Below are 19,887 nucleotides of genomic sequence, written 5' to 3'. Positions count from 1 at the left end.
CAATTTCCGGGTTTACCGCGCGCGCATCAGAATGAAACCGCTTCCTGTTTCATTTCAGCGGCGACAACTTTTCCTTCCGAAAAATGCATTGTAAGCTCGTATAGCGCGGAGCCGTCTATGCCGCCGTCCGGACCCGGAATATTTTTCGTGGCAATGCTTATGCTGCAAGCATCGTTGCCCGCCGACTCTTCGCAAACAAGCCGCGCATGCACGCGGAGAGTGCCGTCCCCCTTGCCAAGCAGCGTATTCAGGATGTAATAATCGCGCTGCGCGGACCTGGATTTCAGAAGCCTCTTGTCAACAACCTGGCGCGCCATATTCTCTCCGGCGATTTTCTGTCCGCGGGAGGGCCAGACCACAAGGTTTTCCGAAGGCAGCGGCATTGTGGTGGCGGGAGGCATGGGCGCAGGCGGGTATACGGCGTTAGGGTCCGCGGGACTGCCATTCTGCGAAGGCAGCGGCAATGTCGTTGCGGGAGGCATTGCAATATCTCCGGCCAGACCGGCCTGCGCGCAAAAAACAACTCCGGCCACAGCAAATAAAACACCGTTTGCCAGTTTTTTTGTCATATTATTCCCCTGTTTTGTTGCAAGCATACAGCCGCGCAAGACGCCTTCATGCCGGCTTGCTCACAGATATTGGAACAGATAAATTATCGCAATATGGCGGTAAGCGCGACAGGGCCGGAAGACCTATCCTGCAGTTTGACGGCGGACGCGAACTGTCCGCGCGCGGATTTTCAAGATTTACGGAAATTTTCCTTGTAAAAATTCCAGTATTGCCCGGCTGCGGGAATGTTTGCAATTGCCCTCAATGCGCTTCTTTTGTGTCGCCAAGGTAGGCCTGAACGGTTTGAAATGCCAATGAGGACAGGATGGCGTTTCCGGCGTGCATGATGCCATTTCCCATTATAACGGACCCGTTCATGACCGCGGTTCCCAGCGGCACTCCGGCAGCCGCACCGCCCGTCAGCGCCATCGCGCCGCCGATGGCCAGCGTGGCCGCGCCGGCCAGCAGCACTTTTTTGCCCGTGGGGCTGGTTGCGGCTTTGACCGCTTTTGAAGCGAAGCTGCCAACGGCGTTGGCGGCTTTTGATGCCATCTTGCCCGCTTTTGCGAGAATGGACTGTTTTCCCGCAGGCGCGGATGGCTGCTGCGTCTTGGGCGGCGGCACATTCGTTCCCAGCTTTTTGCTGCCGGTGCGGGACCGGGCTATTGCTGCCGCGCTGGGCCGTCTGGCCGATTTTGAGCGCGAGGAGGAGCCTCCCCCTATGTAAACGCCGCCGCTTCCGCCGCCTGAGTGCGACGAGAACCTGGAACTGCCAGCCGATTCCCTGAATTTAAGGCCGCTGCCCGCCTTGTCGCTTTCCAACCCGGCGAACGCGCTGCCGCAAAGCATCATGCTCATCAGAAAACATGCCGACGTTCTTTTCATAATTTTCTCGCTTGTGTTTTGTTCTTATGGTCGTTCTACTTTTCAGAAACTTTGGCAGACGCATTTACGTTCAACGTCTTCCACCAGAGACTTTCACTTCACTTTTGCGGCATTCCGCAGTTTATAGAGTCTATCCACCTCATTCCTGTAAACGCGACTTTCCCGCCCGGCGTAGGCAAGGCTTTCTTTCGCGGCGGCGGCAGCCTCTCTTGCGGCATTGCGCTCTTTATACAGTGTGTCCACCGCTTTATTGAGAACGATGCTTTCCCGTTCGCGTCCGGCAAGCATTTCTTGGCTTTGAGCAAATTTCTTGGTCATTTCGGCGAGTCCCTTTTGCGCCGCCTCGCCTGCCGCCACCTTTCCATACAGTTTGGTTGCTCCATATATCCCTGCTGCGGCAGCGGCTGCCGCCAAAACGCCTAATGCGACTTTTTTGCCCGTGGGGCTTGTTGCGGCTTTGGCCGCTTTTGAAGCGAGGTTGCGCACAGCCGCCCCCGCCCTTGAGAAAATGGACGGCTTGCTGCCCGACTCATTGGATGCAGAATTGGCGGACGCCTGCTGCGTTTTCATGGCAGGAACACCCATCGCCAGCTTTTTGCTGCCGGTGCGGGACCGGGATATCTCGGCCGCGCTGGGCCGTCTGGCCGATTTTGAGCGCGAGGAGGAGCCTCCCCCTATGTAAACGCCGCCGCTTCCGCCGTCTGAGCGCGACGAGAACCTGGAACTGCCAGCCGATTCCCTGAATTTAAGGCCGCTGCCCGCCTTGTCGCTTTCCAGCCCGGCGAACGCGCTGCCGCAAAGCATCATGCCGGACAGAGAGCATACTATCAGCTTTTTCATAATCTCGCTCCGTTATTCAACACAGTTGCCCCAAACCGGACTGTTCCGATGGCTATGGTGTCGGGGTGTACCATCTACTGATGGTACGATTGATGAGTTCAGCGGACTTTTTAGTCGAGGCTTGCACTTCCGGTCCAAATCGCCTGGACATATCTTTTGCCAACCCGATGGATTTGTGAGCCAGCATGCTCACCTCTCGCAAATTCATTTCCGAGTTCGTTTTTGCAATGGCACTGTCCAATTTCATGTCGGAAAGCTGCTTAGTCGCTGCGGCAAGCTGCTTTTGCGCTGCGGCGCCTGCCGCCAGTTTCCCTTGCAGCTTAACAACTCCGTGTCCCCCTACCGCGGCGGCTGCGAGCAAAGCGGCTCCCAGCAGGACTTTCTTTCCCGTGGGGCTGGTCGCGGCTTTGGCCGCTTTTGAAGCGAGGTTGCGCACGGCGGCGCCGGCCTTTGAGAAAATGGACGATTTCCCGCCCGACTCATTGGATGCGGGGCTGGCAGACGCCTGCTGCGTTTTAGCAGGAGCCGGCACTTCCATCGCCAGCTTTTTGCTGCCGGTGCGGGAGCGGGATATCTCGGCCGCGCTGAACCGCTTGGCCGACTTTGAGCGCGAGGAGGAGCCTCCCCCTATGTAAACGCCGCCGCTTCCGCCGCCTGAGCGCGACGAGAATCTGGAACTGCCAGCCGATTCCCTGAATTTAAGGCCGCTGCCCGCCTTGTCGCTTTCCAGCCCGGCGAACGCGCTGCCGCAGACCATTATGATTGCCGCAAAACATGCCATCAGGTTATTCATACCTCACTGCCTCCTTATCCCGTCATTCGATTTTTTGCCCTCACGCTGTAGTTTACAGGGGGGCCTCCTTTTTGCAAGGACCAAAGGACCTATGCGGGCGCGGGTTGACTTCCGGGCCGCGCGTTGTCAACTTTTCCATAATCGCGCTCTCCATCTCGCCGGGGAGATAGTCCGGTCAGGCTTTTGCGTGGCATGTGTCCCAGCCTGCCGGCAAAAGCCGCAGCCGAATAACCCGGAAATTGCAGTTGGTTGCGAGAACCGAGGCGGCGGATGGAGCGGACAGTCCGGCGCAGAATTTGACGAGCATACCCGCAGGGTATGTAAGGAAAATTCTGCACAGGAATGCCCCGCCAGCCACCGCCGAATTCCGCTATCCAACTGCAATTTCCGGGATAAATCTCACCGCCCGGTGATAGCGCCGGTAACGCATATGATAAAATGTGAGAGGGTGTTTCCCTCAAGCTTTTTATCAGGAGGCCGGATGAAACGTTTGGATTCTGTTGACATGATGCGGGCTTTGGCCATAATATTTATGGTCCTCTGCCATTTCCCCATATTCCTGTCGTCCCCCGCAAGCGGCTGGCCGGGGCTTTATTTCTTCGCCAATCATGCGGTGGGCGATTTCGCCGCGCCGTTTTTCCTCTTTCTCGTCGGCATGAGCCAGGTTGTTTCATCTGCCGGGCAGTCCTCCGGCCCGCGGACCTTATGGCGCGACAAGGCTATTGTGCGGGGCTTTTCCGTATTCATACTGGGATTTGGCTTCTCTTTCGTTATGCAGGGGCCAGGCGCGGTATTTGAATGGGATATTCTGACGCTTATAGGCTTTTCACTCATTGTCATGCGGCTGCTGACGGCATTACCGGACAGGGGATTCGTTTTGCTGGCGGCGCTGGCGTTCGCGGCGGCTCCGCCGCTGCGGGGGATGTCCGGCTATCTCGGGCAGTGGGGCGGGGAGATGTCCGGCGCGTCAGGCCTGCCATCGGCCATATCCGGCTGGATTGCGGATCCGGCAAACGAGTATGCTCCCGTCTTTGCGTCCGGCGCGATTATCAAGGGATTTTTTGTCAACGGATACTTTCCGGTGTTTCCCTGGATAGGCTTCGTGTTCGCCGGTGCGGCGGCGGGCCGCCGCATTTCCGGGCATGACATAAAAGGGCAGTCCCGGCGGCTGATGGCGCTGGGAGTTTCGCTGTCGGCGGCGGCCTGCGCGGTTGCCGCCGCCGCACCTAAAATCGCAGGGGCGGACATATCCGCCGGCTATATGACGGTTTTTTCGTTTTACCCGGACACGCCCGCGATGGCGGCGCTGCAGTTGGGCGCCGCATTGTTCTGTTTCGGCCTGCTGCGCCGGCTCTATGACGGCGCCGGGCGCGTGTCCTCGGTGTGGGCAAACTACTGCCGCCGCATCAGCAGATATTCGCTGTCGGTTTACATAATCCACCATGCGCTCATGTTTTTCCCGTTGAACGCGGCCGGGTGGTATTACGGCACGGATTACCATGCCGGCGCGATGACCACGTTGTCCGCATTTCTCCTGTCAGTAGTTTTGCTTTTGCTGCTGGGGTTTGCGCTTCCGCTCTGGGACCGCAGGGATGCGAGATACAGTTTTGAATGGCTGCTGGCGGCAATATCCGGCAGATTCTCGGGAACGGCAAAGGAACGCGCGGTCTCTCCGGCAAAAGCATGACGCCAAGAAGACTCTGGAAACCGGCGGTTTCGGCGGCGGTTTTTGTTTTTCTGGCGGCGAAAGGGCCGCTTCCGGTTCCCGATTCGCAGTCGTATCTTGATGCCGCCATAACCCGCGCGCCCGGCTATCCCGCGCTGCTGATGCTGTTCCATGCGGTGTTCGGCGGCTGGCAGCTGCCGGCGGTCTGCGCGTTCCAACTGGCGGTCTGCGTTTGCGGCGCGCGGTTTTTCGCCGCCGCGCTGGAACAGCCAGCCGCGATAGAGGCGGTCATCCAGATTCTCGCGCTTGCGCCGCTTTTCAAGCTGCCAACGGGGGGAGAGCCGTTTTTCGCCAACATGATAGCCTCGGACGGGATTTCCTACGGGCTGTGGCTTTTTCTGGCGGGAATGGGAGCAAGGCTGCTGCGCGCGCCGTCGGCGCGGGGGCTGGCGGGTTTCGGCGCGGTTTATGCCGCGCTGATGCTTGCAAGACCGCAATTCCTTTTTATGGTTCCGGTGATAATGCTGGCCTGCGCGCTGCTTGCGGCATATCGCCGTATTTCATGGCGGGCGGTCTGGCTGGCGCTTCCCGCGCTGGCGGTTTTTCTGGCCGCCACGGGCTTTGCGGAGCGGACCTGGCATTACGCCGTAAACGGGCGTTTCGTTAAATCCCAGGCTTTGGGAACGCAGCTTATCCCTCCGGCGCTGTATCTCGCAAAGGCGGAGGATGCGGCGCTGTTCTCCGGCCCGGAGGCGGGGCTTTTCTCGGAAGCGTTTGCCAAAGCGGAAGCCAATGGCTGGACTGCGCCGCGCCGCCGCGCGGCGAATCTGATGATGGCGGCGCATTACACAAGCGTTTATGACAATCTGCGCGCTTCTTTTTGCGCCGGAGTTGGCGGAAACGGCGCGGATTGCGCGTCCGCCGCCGGGCCTGTGGCCCGTAAACTTCTGCTTGCCCACCGGCTGGAATATGTGAAACTGATTGCGGCGCAATGCCTCTCCTACTGGCCGTATTATCATGCATGGGCGGTGGCGGTTGTTATCGCCCTGTGTTTTCTTTCGTTCAGAGGAAGGCCGGGCGCCGTGTATTTCATATTCGCTGTTTTGGCGGATGTTCTGAACCTTGCCACGGTTTGCGCCGCAGCCACTGCCGGGCCGCGCTATATGATACACACGGAAATAGTTCTGGCGGCGGCTTTGCTCGTATTCCTCTCCGGCGCATATATGATAAACTCTGGATATGACAGAAACCGTGATACTTGAGGAGACTCTGTCCGAACTGGCGGAGCGTATTTTGCGCGCGGTTCCGGCGGACGGAGAGATTACCTCCTGGGAAATAAAGAACAAGCTGCACATTTCCAGTTCCATGCTGTATCTGGCGCTGGGGCGGCTGTCGGCTGAGAATAAAATCAGGATAATGCCAGACCAGCTGAACTACCGCATCCTGCCGCCTGAGAAAACGGGGAAATAGCAGCCATTCGCCATGCCTTCTGAACCCAAATGGGCCAGGTATAACGTCAAAAAGCGCAGGGCCGGCGGCTCCATGCCGGCCTGGGCGCCGTTTGGCCTGAAAATATTGGCGGCGGTTTTCGCGCTGCTGGTGATGTGGGCGCAATGGGGGCCGCAGGGCGCGGGCGGAAGGCCGGGGCAGGCTTCGGCGGGGTTTTTTTACAATTCTCTGGGCCAGGCGGCGTACCTGTTGCCGGTCCTGCTGCTCTACGGCGCGGCTTTCCTGATGCGCGGCGAAAAAAACAAGGGCGGCGCGGCCTTCCTGTCCGGGACCGCGCTGGTGCTGCTGTCCTGCGCGTGCGAGCTGGCGCTGCTGAAGGGCGTTTTCGCCGAATCGGCTTTTTCCGGCGGGATGGCGGGCGGGTGGCTTGCGGCGGTGCTGTCAAAAACTTTTGATTCGGCGGTGGCGGCGGTTATCGGCGCGGGGCTTTTTCTTGTGGGCGTTCATGTGCTTTTCGGCATGGCCTGGGTTGAGATTTTGCGCGCCTCCGCCGCCGCGCTGCAAGAGGATTACGCCGCCTGGCGCTCCAGCCGGCTGGAGCTTAAGACCCGCGTCGCCGAGGCCAAACGCAAGGCCGCTTCCGTGGAAATCCGCCGCGCGGAAAATGCGGCTCCCCCCGCCGAGGAGCCTCCCAAACCCGCGCCGGAGCCGCAAAAGCCGGTTGTCTCTGTCAAATTGCGCGAGGAGCCCAAAAAGGAGGAGGAAAAACCCTCCCGCCGCAAGGCCGGGGAGTGGGAGCTTCCCCCCAAATCTTTCCTGACACCGCCGCCGGACGGCCGCACCATCGGCCCTACCGACGATGAAATACAGTCCGCCACAAAAAAACTGGCCGACACTCTGGCCAGCTTTAACGTGGAGGCCGACGTTACCGGCGTTTCCCCGGGGCCGGTTGTAACGCGCTACGAAATAAAGCCCAGGCCGGGGGTGAAGGTAAGCTCCATAGTCTCGCTTTCAAACGATATCGCGCTGACCATGAAGGCGCGCGGAATCCGGGTGGAGGCCCCCATCCCCGGCAAGGACGCCATAGGCTTTGAAATCCCCAACGAAAAGCCCGCCATGGTGTACCTGCGCGAAATTCTGGATGATGCCGGTTTCTCGCGCAAGAGCATGCCGCTGCTGGCCGCGCTGGGCCGGTATTCCGACGGCGCGCCCGCTTTCGCCAACATGGAGAAAATGCCGCACTTGCTGGTGGCCGGGGCCACCAATTCCGGCAAAAGCATTTGTTTGCAGACGCTTATAATGTCGCTTCTCTACCGCAACTCGCCGGACCATGTGAAATTCCTGATGATAGACCCCAAGCGGCTGGAACTTACTTTTTACGAGAATATCCCCCACCTCTACGACCCGAAAGCCGATTGCCATGACGCTTCCGTGGTTACCGACCCCAAGGGCGCGGTTGAATCGCTGAAATCCCTGGTCAAGGTGATGGAAATACGCTACAAGATTTTTGAGGCCGCCAAGGTCAAAAACATAGAGGGTTACAACCGCTGGGCGCGCGACAACGACAAGGAACCGGCCTTCTACATCATCGTAATCATAGACGAGCTGGCCGACCTGATGATGCAGACCCGCGCCGCCGTGGAGGATTCAATACAGCGGCTGGCGCAGATGGCGCGGGCGGTGGGGATACATCTGGTGCTTTGCACGCAGCGCCCGTCGGTAGACATCATAACCGGCGTCATAAAGGCCAATCTGCCCTCGCGCATCGCCTTGCAGGTGGCCTCCAAGACGGATTCGCGCGTTATTCTGGACAGCCCGGGGGCGGAGGCGCTGCTGGGCCGGGGCGACATGCTTTACCTTGCCATAGACGCGCAGCTTCCGGCGCGCATACAGGGCGCGTATGTCTCCGAGGACGAGATTACAAAGGTGGCCGATTTCTGGCGCGCGCAGGGCGGGCCGGATTACGCGCCGCCGCTGCCGCAGGAAGGCGGGGGCGAGATGATGTCGGGCCTGGGCGCCAGCGCCGAGGATTTCCGCGCCGCGCTGCAGCTTGTGACGGAGAGGAGGCGCGTTTCGCAGGATTTGCTAAAGGCGCATTTCGGCTCCTCCGCGCGGGCGACAAACATGCTCAGCATACTGGAGTTGAAAGGGTTTATCGTAAAGCCGGAAGGCTCCAACCGCTGGGACATTCAGTTTGATAAAATAGAGCATCAGCTTTCGGTGATGGAATCGGAGTCGCTGCTTGAAACTGCCGCTTCCAACGACAAAGGGGAGGTCGCATGAGAATACTGCTAACAATGTTTTTGCTGTCCGCCGCGCTGCCCTGCCTTGCCGCGGATGCAACGGAACAGAACAAAACCGCCGCCGCGCAGACGGACATATCCACTTCCGCCGTTGCTGCCGGGCTGGCCTCCTGGGACAAGAAGCTGGACACGCTGGAATTTTCCTTCTCCCAGCTTATAACATTCGGCGACAGCGGCATCACAAGCAAAATCAGCGGCGCGGTCAAATTCAACAAGGAGGGGAAGCTGCGCATAGACCATTTCTCCCCCCAGCCGCAGGAAGTCTATACCGACAAAAAGACCATATGGATATACAAGCCCCGGCAGGCGCAGGCGGTCAGGGCCCGCTGGGACGACTGGGTCAAACAGCAGAGCGGCTCGCTTTCCGGAATAACCGATTTCGGCGCATACGGGCCGCTGCTTGCCTCTCATAAAATGACGGTTTCGGCCTCAAAGGACGGCAAGACGGTGGAGGCTGCGCTGACGCCGGTCAAAAATCCCAAGTCTTACGAGCTGAAGCTGGTTCTTTCGCGCGAGGATTTTTTCCCGGAGCGGGTTTTTCTGACGCTCGGCTCCACCTCGGTGGACACGAAAATATCGGATGTCCGCAAAAACGGCAAAATCCCGCCGGAGGCGTTTGAATTCAAGCCCCCGAAGGGAACCGACGTGCTGGAACTGGACGGGAAACATTGATGACGCTGGCCAACAGGATAACCATCATGCGCGCGTTCCTCTCCATGGTGGTGTTCGCGTGCATTCTCATCAACGGGACGGCGTTCAAGCTGCTGGCGCTGTTCTTCTTTGTGCTGGCGGCGGTTTCGGACTGGCTGGACGGCAAAATAGCAAGGGAGACAAACACCGTAACCCCCTTCGGCGCGATAGCGGACCCGTTTGTGGACAAGCTGCTGATAGGCGGGGCTTTCATAGCCTTTGCCTCCGTGAAACAGTTCTCGGTGCCGCTGTGGGCGGTATTTATAATCATAGCGCGGGAGCTTATGGTGTCCAGCCTTAGGGTGCTGGCCGCGCTTTCCGGCAAGGTGCTGGCGGCGGAGCCGTCGGGCAAATTCAAGACGGTTTTCCAGATGACCGGCGCGATAATGATACTGGTCATTCTCAATATACACTCCATAGTCAGGTCGGGCCAGGGCGGCTCTCTGACCCCCGCGCTTGAGAGGCTGCATTCGCTGGTTCTGCCGCTTCCGTACGGGATTACCGTGGTGGTCTCGCTGGTTACGCTGGCCAGCGGCGTGTCGTATATAAGCAATCACTGGAAACTGCTTCAGGATTCGTGGAGCCAGCAGCGCAAATGAGCTTTCTGTTGCGGATGTTGTCCAGCGGTTTTTTTGTAAGCTATATCCCGGTTGCGCTCAGCGGCGGCAGAAAGTTTTCGGGCGCGGGGCTGCTGGGCACTGTGGAAGCCGTGGCGCTGCTGCCGTTGCTGCCGCGCAACCCGGCGGCATATCTGGTTTTCACGGCGGCATTCTGTGTTTTTGCGGTATGGGTGGCGGGCGCGGCGCGGTTTCCCGAAGCGGTGCATGACAACCCGCGCATCGTGATAGACGAAATCGCCGGCATGTGGATAGCGGCCGCCCTGCTGCCGCGGACGTTCGCCGCGCTGGGCGCGGCCTTTGTGCTGTTCCGGTTTCTGGATTCGGCCAAGCCGTTTGGCATCAAAAAACTGGAACGGCTGGAGGGCGGCCTGGGCATAGTGGCGGACGATGTTGTCTGCGGCCTTGCCGCCAACGCGGCGGTGCGCGCGGGACTGGTTTTATTTGCAAGATGAGAAAAATTCTTTTTTTAATGTTCGCAACCGCTTTCGCCTGGCCGGTATCGGCCCAGGACGGGCAGCCGCCGGCAGTTTTCCCCCCATCCGGCCAGATGCAGCTTTCAACCGCGACGGCGGCGCAGCAGGAAATTTCCACCGCGCCCGCAGCGGGGCAGTTCAGTTCCGTCGCGCCGTGGGAAACGGCGGCCGGCACCGCGGCTTACGGCGGGGGCGGTTTCGCCTCAAATCCCGATGCGCCGTCCCGCGCCGCCCCCGATCCGAAACTTGAAAAAGAGCCTTTCTCCATAAGCGGCATGGTGCTTATGCCCAACGCCTACCGCGCCCCCGCGCTCAATACTCTTGGCGTGAATCTGGACATAAACGCGGCCTATTACATAGGCCGGCTCTACGGCAAAAACTCCTATGACTGGAGCCTTAACAAAGTCAACTACATAGACCGGCTGGGATTATGGGTTCTTACTGCGGACGCCAAAATGGTCGCCCAGACGGAAGACGGCATACGCCCCGCGCTTGCCGCCGGCGTTATGGGGACATACACCCTGCGCGATTCTCCGCAACCCAGCCTCAATACCACGGTAACCGTGAATGTGAGCAATACCAGCATGCTCTCCGGAGCGTATCTGGTGGCCAGCAAGCGGTTCCTGAACAAAAAATTTCTGGCTTCGCTGGGTTATATGGAGGGCACGCAAAACAATCTGCTTTCCTATCTGTCCGAATTCCTGACCCCGCAGGCGCTGGCGCTGAGCGGGCATCCGGGGCAGAGCGCGACCTCGCGCGGCTCGTGTTTTGGCGGATTGATGTGGTTTCCCAGGCCGGACAGGCCGGTAGGCTTTGAATTTATCATCCCCCAGGGCGCGCCGATGAACCCCAAGCTGGTGAATTTGCATCTGGGCACGTTGCTGCATCTGAATTTTGAAGTTTCCTATCTGTCCTATGACGGCGGCTGGGATTTGCTGGGCATGTTCCAGTTCCGCTACAACTATTACCCGCGCGGAAAATCCTGACGCTCTTGTCTCAACTACTCCCCGTTTTTGAGCCGCGCGCGGGTTATCGCGGAAAAACCGTATTTGGCGCGTATTTCGTCCAGTGCTTTTGCCAGCGCCAGCCGCGCCGCGTCCCCTGGCGGAAAGAAAAGCCGGCGGTCCTCGGTCTCGCCTACGATTCCGAAGGCCTTTACTCCCACAAGCCGCACCTTTTTCCCGTCGCGCCTGAAGCCGCGCAACAGCGCAAGCGCGTCCGCGTATATATCATCGGCAAACTGGGTGGGCTGGCGGGCGGGGGCGGCGCGGGTGAATGTTTCAAACCCCTCAAGCCGGATTTTCAGCCCGGTCTGGCCGGATTTTAGCCTCTCCTGCCGCAGGCGGGAGGCGATTTTCTCGCACAGCAGCAGCAGGGCGGATTCCAGAACGGACTGGTCCGAAGTGTCGCTTTCAAAAGTGGTTTCCGCGCTGACCGAGCGGGCCGCGCTTTCGCGCGAAACGGGGCGCTGGTCCATGCCGTTGGCAAGGCGCCAGTAATGCTCGCCCGCGCTGCCCAGCAGGCGGGACAATTCCTCCGGGGAGCGCACTGCAAGCTCGCCAATGGTGAGAATGCCGGCGGCGTTCAGCGCGGCTTTGGCTTTGGGGCCCAGGCCGGGAATTCTGGATATGTCCAGCGGGCGCAGGAATGCCAGCAGCCCGGACTGCGTTACTTCCACGAAACCGTCCGGTTTTTCCAGGTCGGAGGCTATTTTGGCGGCCATTTTGTTCGGCGCAAGCCCGGCGGAGACCGTAAGGCCGGTCTCCCGCTTTACCGCGGCCTTGAGTTTGACGCAGGTTTCCGCCGGGGTTTTGCCGAACAGTTTCCATGAGCCGGTGATGTCCAGAAAAGCCTCGTCAACGCTGAGCGGCTCTATATCCGGCGTAAAGCGCGAGAATATCTCGTATATCTGCGCCGACACCCGGCCATATTTTTTCCCGTCCGGCCTTACAAAGACCGCCTGCGGGCACAGCCGCCATGCCTGAGACACCGGCATGGCGGAGTGTACCCCGAAAGCGCGCGCCTCGTATGAACAGGTGGAGACTACCCCCCTGCCGCAGCCGCCTTTCGGGTCCGCGCCAACGACCACGGGCCTGCCGCGCAACTGCGGATTATCCCGCTGTTCTATTGCGGCGAAAAAGGCGTCCATGTCCGCATGGACTATACAGCGGGATTCCATGCAATAATTATGCAAATTTAACGTTGTCCCATGTGACGATATTCATATTGACAACGGCGAGAAAGCGGGGTAGGGTATATAGTGGATAACGGCATTCCGGTTTGGAAAGGGCAGGGGGCTGTCCGGCGGGATTTCCGTTATACCGAAATCCCGGATGTTGAATAGTCGGTTCTATTGCAATATGCGGGAGGCATGAAGTTAACATGCTCAGATACTTCACAGTTTTTCTTGCGACAGTCATGACGGCGGCTGCCGGCCCGCTTTATGCGGCAGGCGGGCGCGGTCATTCCGCGCCTCCGAATTTGGAATTCTATAATGCGCGGAAGGCAAAACGGGCGATGAAGCTACCCGCGCCCCCGGCATTGCCTTCGGCTGCTGGCGTGCCCGGACGGAAAATCCACGCCAAAGGCGCTTTCCCGGGGCCTCTGAATATGCAATATCTTTCCGGGCAACAAGTGCTTTCCAAAAATACCGCCACTAGGGGGCGGGTTCTGTCCGGGGCGGCTTCGGTCAGCGACGCCGTCTTTGATTTGCGCACGGCGGAAGGCGGCGATAAGGTGTCCGCTGTTAAAAATCAGGACAAATGCGCCGGCTGCTGGGCTTACGCTGCCTACGGCTCGCTTGAAGGCATATTCAGGCCCACTGAATACAAATTCTCCGAAAACGACATGCTCCGCAATTACGGTTTTGACGATTACGATGGAGGAGATTACAAAAGTCCCACGGGAATGCTGGGTTGTTTCGGTGGCGACTCATATATGGTTTCGGCGTATCTTACGCGTTGGGAAGGCCCGGTCCTTGACAGCAATGACCCTACGCCGGTTTACAGCAGTCCCTATCCGATAAGCCGTGCCAAAGGCCCGATAACCCACCATGTGCAGGAAATTCTGCGGCTTCCGCCGCGCTCGGCATACAACGACAATAACAACATTAAGTTGGCGCTGATTAACTACGGCCCGGTATGGTCGCGGATGTACTACAACGAGGCTAACACAAAGGACTATAGCTGCCCCTCCGAGGATAATTGCAAAACCGACTACTACAACAACGCCACGCATGCGTACTATTACGCCGGAGATGGCGATCCCAACGCCGCTGACAACGGCTCCAGCTTCCATGCCATCACCATAGTCGGCTGGAACGATAATTACTCAAAGACCAACTTCAACACTCCGCAGCCGGCGCATAACGGCGCTTTTATCGTCAAAAACAGCTGGGGAACCGGCTGGGGCGAAGACGGATACTTCTATGTTTCGTACGACACATTCCACAGAGTCTTTAACTCGGAGGGGCTGCTGGCCTACGACAATAGCATTGGCGCGGAAAACATAGTGGTCAACGGGGCGCAGCCTCTCACGTCGTATGACAAGGTTTACAGCTACGATACGCTTGGTTACGATGACGATCACGGGTACGACAGCACCACCGGATGGTTTTCAAACAAATTCACAGCGGGTTCCAATGAAATACTTACTGGCGCGGGCTTTTACACCAACGACACCAACGCGAGCTACACGGTGTACGTCTACACCGGCTCCGGCGTTACGGCCAGCACCCCGAGGGGCGGGACCTTGTCCTATTCCGCTTCCGGTTCCTTTGTTACGCCCGGTTATCACACGGTGGCTGTGTCGTCGGTGTCTCTGTCTGCCGGAAGCAATTTCTCGGTGGTGGTGCGCGTCACAAATCCTTCCTACCAGTTTCCCATTCCCGTGGAGGAAGAAATCAATGGATACTCCTCCAAAGCCACCGCTTCCAATAACGGTTACATGGGACCGGACGGTTCCACCTGGGAGGCGGTTACAAGCACTACAGGGTATTTCGGCGGACAGTTGCAGGATGTCTGCCTCAAGGCCTACACATACACAAGGCCCACCACCCCCTCCGCCGTGCGCGACGGCACAGGTGCGGACATTGACACGACCACTTCCACCACCACGCTTTCCGCCAACTGGGACGCAAGCACGGACTCCAAGTCCGGCATAGCCCGTTACATGATTAAGGTATTCACCGGCTCCACCGATGTTACGGGCTGGATAAACAACAGCACCGATACCTGGGTGAATGTGGTAAACCTTTCGCTGGCATACAACACGAAATACCAGATCGCGGTGAAAGCCGTAAACGGCGAAGGCATAGAGTCCCTTGTCGCAAATTCCAACGGCCAGACCACCCCCGCCCAGCCGACGGATCATGTCTACGACGGCCTGCTGCCCGCCCAGGAAACGCAGTACACGACGTCTAAAACCACGTTGTCGGCGAACTGGGGGCCGGTGTCCGGTGTTACCGGTTACCGGTATGCCATAGGCACCACTCCCGGCGGAATAAATGTGGCAACCTGGGCCGGCATCTCCACCTCCACCAGCGTAACAAGAACCGGACTTTCGCTCTCCGATAACACCCGCTATTATTTCTCGGTGCAGAGCGTGGGCAGCGGCGGGTCCTGGTCCGTGTCAACGGTATCTCCTGGCATATTGGTGGATTACACCGCGCCCGCAATGCCGGTGCTTACCTCATCTCCCACGGCGGTTACGTCCAGCAACAGCCCGTCGTTTGCCTGGTCTTCATCGGACGGGGCATCGGGAGTGGCCGGATATCTCTATGAGCTTGTTACCTCCGCCACATGGAGCGATTCCTCGGCGGTTTTCATAACGGGCAACACGATATCCTATACCGGCCTTTCGGACGGCGTGTACTGGTTCATGATCAAGACCCAGGACAAGGCCGGCAATATGAGCACGGTTGCCTCCTATTCGTTCAGGATTGACGCGACAGCCCCCTCCGCGCCGACGCTGACCACAAAGCCGGCTTCGGTTTCCTCCGGCAAGAACCCCTCCTTCGCCTGGACCGCTTCCGACGGCGGCTCCGGCATGTCGGGATACCTCTATGAGCTTTCCTCCACCGGCTCGTGGGACGGCGCCGCTTCCACGGCGACGGCGACGGGATCAGCCTCGTTTTCAAATCTTGCGGACGGCAACTACTGGTTCCTGGTCAAAGCCAGGGACGCCGCCGGCAACTTAAGCTCTGTAACCTCTTATGCCTTCGCCATAGATTCAGGCGCCCCCGCCACGCCCGTGTTTACAAGCCAGCCGGCGGCTGTAATAGCCGTTAAAAACGCCTCTTTTGAATGGACTGCGTCTGACGGCGGTTCCAGCGTGGCGAGCTATCTATACGAACTTTCCACTTCCGGGACATGGAGCGATTCGGTGGCTGTTTCCACCACGGCGTCTGCGGTTTCGCTGTCCAATCTGTCCGACGGCAGTTACTGGTTCATGGTCAAGGCCAGGGACAGCGCCGGCAACACAAGCGCGGCGGCGACGGCAACGTTCCGGGTGGATACCACCGCGCCTTCGGCGCCCGTTCTGACCACCAAACCGGCGGCGGCCACTCCGCAGCAGACTGCGTCTTTCGCCTGGACTGCGTCGGACGGCGGCTCCGGCATCGCGGGGTATAGTTATGAGTTGTCCGGCTCCTCCTCCTGGGATGAGGTTGCATCCACTTTCAGCGCGACGGCGGCGGCATCCTTTTCCGATTTGGCTGAAGGAACCTACTGGTTCATGGTCAAAACCCGCGACAATGCCGGCAACGAAAGCGCGCTGACATCGTATTCCTTCTCCGTGAACCTGGGGTCCCCGGACCCGCCCACTATTACCTCCGCCCCCCCCGCCGCAGGCTCCAGCAAGAACATTTCCTTTGCATGGACTGCCAGCGGCTCGTCCATAGCAGGATACATCTACGAACTGGGCACAAGCAGCACCTGGAACGATGCCATGGCCGTCAACACCACGGGGACCTCGGTTTCGTTTTCCAATATTGCCGACGGCGAATACTGGTTCATGGTCAAAACCAAAAACACCGCCGGCACCGCCAGTTCGGCCACGGTGTATCACTTCACGGTGGACACTGCGGCACCCGCGGCGCCGTCGCTTACCGTTTCGCCAGCCTCTGTCACAAACAACACGAACCCCTCTTTTGCCTGGACATCGTCAGATTCCGGCTCCGGCCTGGCGGGATACGTCTACGAGATCAGGACATCTTCAACCTGGAGCGACGCTGTTTCCACCCCAACCGCGGCGGAGTCGGTTTCTCTCTCCGGTTTGGCCGACGGCGGCTACTGGTTCATGGTGAAGGCCGTGGACAATGCCGGCAATGCCAGCGCGGCGACGTCATACCATTTCACGGTGGATTCCACCGCGCCGGCGGCGCCCTCCATAACCACGCATCCGGCCGCGCTGACTTCCAACAAAAACCCCTCCTTTGCCTGGACCGCTTCCGACAGCGGCTCCGGCATCGCGGGATACACTTATGAGCTGGCGTCGGGCGCCGGCTGGGATAATGCCATTGCGATTGACATCACCGGCGCGTCTGTTTCTTTTTCCGATATGGCCGACGGCAATTACTGGTTCATGGTCAAGGCGCGGGACAGCGCCGGCAACGTCAGCGCCATTGCCTCCTACGCTTTCACGCTGGACACCACGGCCCCGGAAACGCCGTCGTTTACCTCCATGCCGGCAACATATTCCGCCAGCACCAACCCGGCATTTGCGTGGACGTCTTCGGATTCCGGCTCCGGCCTGGCGGGATACGTCTACGAACTGCGCGCCAGCAGCATCTGGAGCGACGCCGTTTCCACCGCCACCACGGGAACATCCGTTTCGTTTTCCAACATAACGGAAGGGACTTACTGGTTCATGGTGAAAGCCAGAGACAATACCGGCAACACAAGCGAGGCGGCGATATATCCGTTCAGCATTGATGCGACGGCCCCCGGCGTGCCGGCCCTGACAACCAAACCCGCCGCCGTTACCGCCAATTCCAGCCCCTCTTTTGCCTGGACCGTTGCAGACACGGGCGGCTCCGGCCTTGCAAATTACATATACGAGCTTTCCACCACCGGCTCCTGGAGCGACGGCTCCGCAGTAACATCCGCGGACGCGGCGGTTGAGTATTCCGGCCTGGCCGACGGCAACTACTGGTTTATGGTGAAAGCGCGCGACAATTCCGGCAACACCGGGGCGCTTGCCACTTATTCCTTCAAAATTGACTCCACCGCGCCCGCCGCGCCCGCGCTGACCACAAAACCGGCCTCCGCCACTGTCGGCAAAAACCCGTCGTTTGCCTGGACGGCGTCGGATTCCGGTTCCGGTCTGGCGGGGTATGTCTACGAGCTTGCGGCAACTTCAGAATGGAGCGACGCCGCCTCGGTCTCAATTTCAGCAAACTCCGTGTCATTCTCCAATCTGGCCGACGGCAGCTACTGGTTCATGGTCAAATCCAGGGATACCGCCGGCAACATGAGCGAGGCGACCGTGTATCCCTTCGCGGTGGACACTGCCGTGCCGGACACGCCGTCCTTCTCTTCCCAGCCGGCGGCGTTTTCCTCCGGCAAGAACCCGTCTTTCGCGTGGAGCTCCTCGGACAGCGGTTCCGGCGTGGCAAGCTATTCATACGAGCTTTCCACCTCCAGCGTGTGGAGCGCCCCCGCCTCCAGTTCCACCGCGCAGGCAAACGTTTCCTTCTCCAACAAGGCGGACGGCGCTTACTGGTTCATGGTCAGGGCGGTGGACGGCGCGGGGAATGCCAGCGGCCTGGCTACGGCCTCTTTCGTGATAGATTCCGCGGCGCCCTCGGCCCCCGTTTTCGTGTCCACGCCGGCGGCGCTTTCCAACTACAAGTACCCGGCTTTTGTGTGGACGTCCACGGACGCGGTGTCCGGCGTGGCAAGCTATCTTTACGAACTGGCCATCAGCTCTTCATGGAGCGACTCCTCGGCGGTGGCGACTTCCACGCCGTCTGTCACCTTCTCTTATGTCGCGGACAACAACTACTGGTTCATGGTGAAAACGCTGGATTATGCGGGCAATGCAAGCCCGGTAACCACATATGCCTTCAGGGTTGATTCGTCCACGGGAGCGCCCTCCGCGCCGGCGTATGTCTATGACGGCCTGGCCGCGTCCGAAACCTCCTATACCGCGTCTACGTTCACGCTGTCGGCCAACTGGGCGCCGGCGGCCAATTCCGAAGGTTACAGATATGCCATAGGTACGGCCATGTACGGAACCAATATCGTCGGCTGGACGGATGTGGGCATGTCCACATATGTGGTGAGGGCGCTTTCGCTTTCCAGCAACACGCGATATTACTTCGCGGTGAAAAGCAAGAACGTGTCCAATGTCTGGTCGGCTGCCACCACATCGCCCGGTGTCCTGACGGATTTCACCGCTCCGGCCATGCCCGCCCTTCTGGTCAAGCCCGCCACCTCCTCTAACAACACCAATCCGGTGTTTTCGTGGACGGCCTCGGACAGCGGTTCCGGCGTGGCGGGCTATGTTTACGAGCTGTCGGCCAGCGCCACATACAACCCCTCCATAGCCGTAAACACGACAGACACAAGCGCCGTGTTTTCCAACAAGGCGGATGGCGCTTACTGGTTCATGGTCAAGACAATAGACAATGCCGGGAACGAAAGTTCCCTGCGCGTTTACCAGTTCGCGATAGACGCCAGCACGCCGGCTGCCGCCGCCGCGCCGGCATATGTGTATGACGGGCTTAATCTGGTGGAACTGCCGTATACCGGCTCCGGCACCACATTGTATTCCAACTGGGCTGCTGCGGCGGGCTCTTATGGCTACAGCTATGCCGTGGGCACCACCCCCGGCGGCAATAATGTGGTTGACTGGACATTCGTGGGTGTAACGACATATGCGGTGGCGTCCGGCCTGCACCTGGCCGACAACACTCGCTACTACTTCGCCGTGAAGAGCAAGAATATATCCAACGTCTGGTCCTCGGTTACCTCGTCCCCCGGCGTACTGACGGATTTGACCGCCCCCTATACGCCCAGCTTTGTCACGAAACCGGTCTCTGTCACCAACGATATAAATCCGGCGTTCTCGTGGGGCGCCTCCGACAACGGTTCCGGCATCGCGCATTACAACTACCAGCTTTCCACGGGCAGCGTTTATGCGGCTGTTGCCAGCACTGCCACTACCGGAACCAGCGTGTCTCTGTCCAGCCTGGCCGACGGGGTCTACTGGTTCATGGTGAAGGCGACCGACAATGTGGGCAACGCCGGCCCGCTGGCCTCGTACAATTTCACGGTGGACACTTCAACACCATCGTCCAACAACAATTCCTCTCCGGTTCTGGCGCCGGCTGTCGCGCTTAGGATTTATCCCAACCCCTGCCGCATGATGAGCCAGCACATGACCATAGACGGCATTCCCGCCTCCGCGCAGGGGCTGGAGATCAGAATTTACTCAGTTTCCGGACGGCTTGTAAAAACGCTCTCCCGCGCATCGGGAGATATTGACAGTTCCAACGTTGCAACATGGCGCGGCGTCAATTCCGGCGGGGAACGCGCGGCCACCGGGGTCTATGTGTTTGTCGTGAAAACATCGGACATGGGAACGCGCATGGTCAACGCGGCGATAATCTGGTGAT

At 59.2% G+C, this 19,887-nt stretch carries 14 protein-coding genes; 9 read left to right on the top strand and 5 right to left on the bottom strand.

The window, feature by feature from the left end; translation table 11 throughout:
* Positions 1-26: 26 nt before the first annotated feature.
* From WC421_03160 to WC421_03145, 4 genes are all read right to left on the bottom strand, one after another.
* Positions 27-482, bottom strand: coding sequence for a hypothetical protein (locus WC421_03160; protein ID MFA5161221.1), 456 nt, complete (start codon positions 480-482; stop codon positions 27-29).
* Positions 483-810: 328 nt separating this feature from the next.
* Positions 811-1,434 carry a hypothetical protein gene (locus WC421_03155; protein MFA5161220.1) on the bottom strand — a complete coding sequence of 208 codons (624 nt, stop codon included), beginning with the start codon at positions 1,432-1,434 and terminating at the stop codon, positions 811-813.
* A gap of 93 nt (positions 1,435-1,527) precedes the next feature.
* Positions 1,528-2,274, bottom strand: coding sequence for a hypothetical protein (locus WC421_03150; protein ID MFA5161219.1), 747 nt, complete (start codon positions 2,272-2,274; stop codon positions 1,528-1,530).
* Between the two features lie 52 nt (positions 2,275-2,326).
* On the bottom strand, positions 2,327-3,067 hold the full coding sequence (locus WC421_03145; GenBank protein ID MFA5161218.1) for a hypothetical protein: 741 nt from the start codon (positions 3,065-3,067) through the stop codon (positions 2,327-2,329).
* 481 nt (positions 3,068-3,548) lie between these two features.
* Here WC421_03145 and WC421_03140 point away from each other — a divergent pair, with 481 nt between their 5' ends.
* From WC421_03140 to WC421_03105, 8 genes are read left to right on the top strand one after another with little or no spacing between them, the layout of a single operon-like run.
* The gene (locus WC421_03140; protein ID MFA5161217.1) at positions 3,549-4,754 is read left to right on the top strand and encodes a heparan-alpha-glucosaminide N-acetyltransferase domain-containing protein; all 1,206 of its coding nucleotides are present in this window, start codon (positions 3,549-3,551) and stop codon (positions 4,752-4,754) included.
* On the top strand, positions 4,751-5,995 hold the full coding sequence (locus tag WC421_03135) for a hypothetical protein (GenBank protein ID MFA5161216.1): 1,245 nt from the start codon (positions 4,751-4,753) through the stop codon (positions 5,993-5,995). The genes WC421_03140 and WC421_03135 overlap by 4 nt, the downstream gene beginning before the upstream one ends.
* Positions 5,973-6,203, top strand: coding sequence for a hypothetical protein (locus WC421_03130; GenBank protein MFA5161215.1), 231 nt, complete (start codon positions 5,973-5,975; stop codon positions 6,201-6,203). The genes WC421_03135 and WC421_03130 overlap by 23 nt, the downstream gene beginning before the upstream one ends.
* Positions 6,204-6,215: 12 nt before the next feature.
* Positions 6,216-8,465: a DNA translocase FtsK 4TM domain-containing protein gene (locus WC421_03125; protein MFA5161214.1), complete on the top strand. Its 2,250-nt coding sequence runs from the start codon at positions 6,216-6,218 to the stop codon at positions 8,463-8,465.
* Positions 8,462-9,157 (top strand): outer-membrane lipoprotein carrier protein LolA, encoded by a 696-nt coding sequence (locus tag WC421_03120; GenBank protein ID MFA5161213.1) that lies wholly within the window; start codon positions 8,462-8,464, stop codon positions 9,155-9,157. Before WC421_03125 ends, WC421_03120 begins: the two co-directional genes overlap by 4 nt.
* On the top strand, positions 9,157-9,774 hold the full coding sequence (gene pgsA / locus WC421_03115; GenBank protein ID MFA5161212.1) for a CDP-diacylglycerol--glycerol-3-phosphate 3-phosphatidyltransferase: 618 nt from the start codon (positions 9,157-9,159) through the stop codon (positions 9,772-9,774). The genes WC421_03120 and pgsA overlap by 1 nt, the downstream gene beginning before the upstream one ends.
* Positions 9,771-10,247: a phosphatidylglycerophosphatase A gene (locus WC421_03110; GenBank protein MFA5161211.1), complete on the top strand. Its 477-nt coding sequence runs from the start codon at positions 9,771-9,773 to the stop codon at positions 10,245-10,247. Before pgsA ends, WC421_03110 begins: the two co-directional genes overlap by 4 nt.
* Positions 10,244-11,254 (top strand): hypothetical protein, encoded by a 1,011-nt coding sequence (locus tag WC421_03105; GenBank protein ID MFA5161210.1) that lies wholly within the window; start codon positions 10,244-10,246, stop codon positions 11,252-11,254. The genes WC421_03110 and WC421_03105 overlap by 4 nt, the downstream gene beginning before the upstream one ends.
* A gap of 14 nt (positions 11,255-11,268) precedes the next feature.
* Here WC421_03105 and WC421_03100 read toward each other — a convergent pair whose 3' ends face one another.
* The gene (locus tag WC421_03100) at positions 11,269-12,447 is read right to left on the bottom strand and encodes a DNA polymerase IV (protein ID MFA5161209.1); all 1,179 of its coding nucleotides are present in this window, start codon (positions 12,445-12,447) and stop codon (positions 11,269-11,271) included.
* A 455-nt stretch (positions 12,448-12,902) separates the two neighbouring features.
* Between WC421_03100 and WC421_03095 the strand changes: the two genes are divergently transcribed.
* Positions 12,903-19,886, top strand: coding sequence for a lectin like domain-containing protein (locus WC421_03095; protein MFA5161208.1), 6,984 nt, complete (start codon positions 12,903-12,905; stop codon positions 19,884-19,886).
* Position 19,887: the final 1 nt, after the last annotated feature.

It is taken from the genome of Elusimicrobiales bacterium (assembly GCA_041651175.1).
In the GTDB taxonomy this organism is placed as follows: domain Bacteria; phylum Elusimicrobiota; class Elusimicrobia; order Elusimicrobiales; family Elusimicrobiaceae; genus JAQTYB01.
Note: the sequence above shows the minus strand (reverse complement) of the source record. Positions and strands in the feature narration are given on the sequence as shown.